Raw genomic sequence first — 500 nt, 5'->3', positions numbered from 1 at the left:
CGGCGTGCCGGCCCTGATCGCCGCGACCGGCCGCAACGATCTCTATTACACCCTCACTTCCGTCGCCCTGCTGTCCATCATCAGCGGCGGCGTGTGGCTGACCTTCTATATCGGCCGCATCAATATCGGGCAGGGCGCCTTCGCCCTGCTCGGCGGCTATGTCTCGGCGGTGCTGGTCACGGCCTATGGCATCTCCTTCTGGCTCACCCTGCCGGTGGCGGGGCTCGTCTGCGCACTTGCCAGCGTGCTGATCGGCCTACCGATCCTGCGGCTGCGCGGCGTGTATTTCGCCATGGTGACGCTGACGCTGACCGAGGTGATGCGCCTTCTCGCCCTCGCCGTGCCGATCACCAATGGCGCCAAGGGCATCGTCTCCATCCCGCTGCCGGGCGGGGTGAGCCTGTTCGGCCTGACGCTGATCCCGGATTTCGCCACGCTGGAGAACCGGCGCCTCGCCTTCTACCTCGCCTCCGTGGTGCTGATGGTGCTGTGCTTCGGTG

At 66.8% G+C, this 500-nt stretch carries 1 protein-coding gene; it reads left to right on the top strand.

All coding sequences use genetic code 11. The features are described from left to right. Nucleotides 1–500, top strand: a 500-nt coding sequence (locus tag ACFP3R_RS37805; RefSeq protein ID WP_417750606.1) for an ABC transporter permease subunit, incomplete at both ends; no start/stop codon positions are given.

The organism is Saccharothrix lopnurensis, from assembly GCF_042658445.1.
In the GTDB taxonomy this organism is placed as follows: Bacteria; Actinomycetota; Actinomycetes; order Mycobacteriales; family Pseudonocardiaceae; genus Actinosynnema; species Actinosynnema lopnurensis.
Note: the sequence above shows the minus strand (reverse complement) of the source record. Positions and strands in the feature narration are given on the sequence as shown.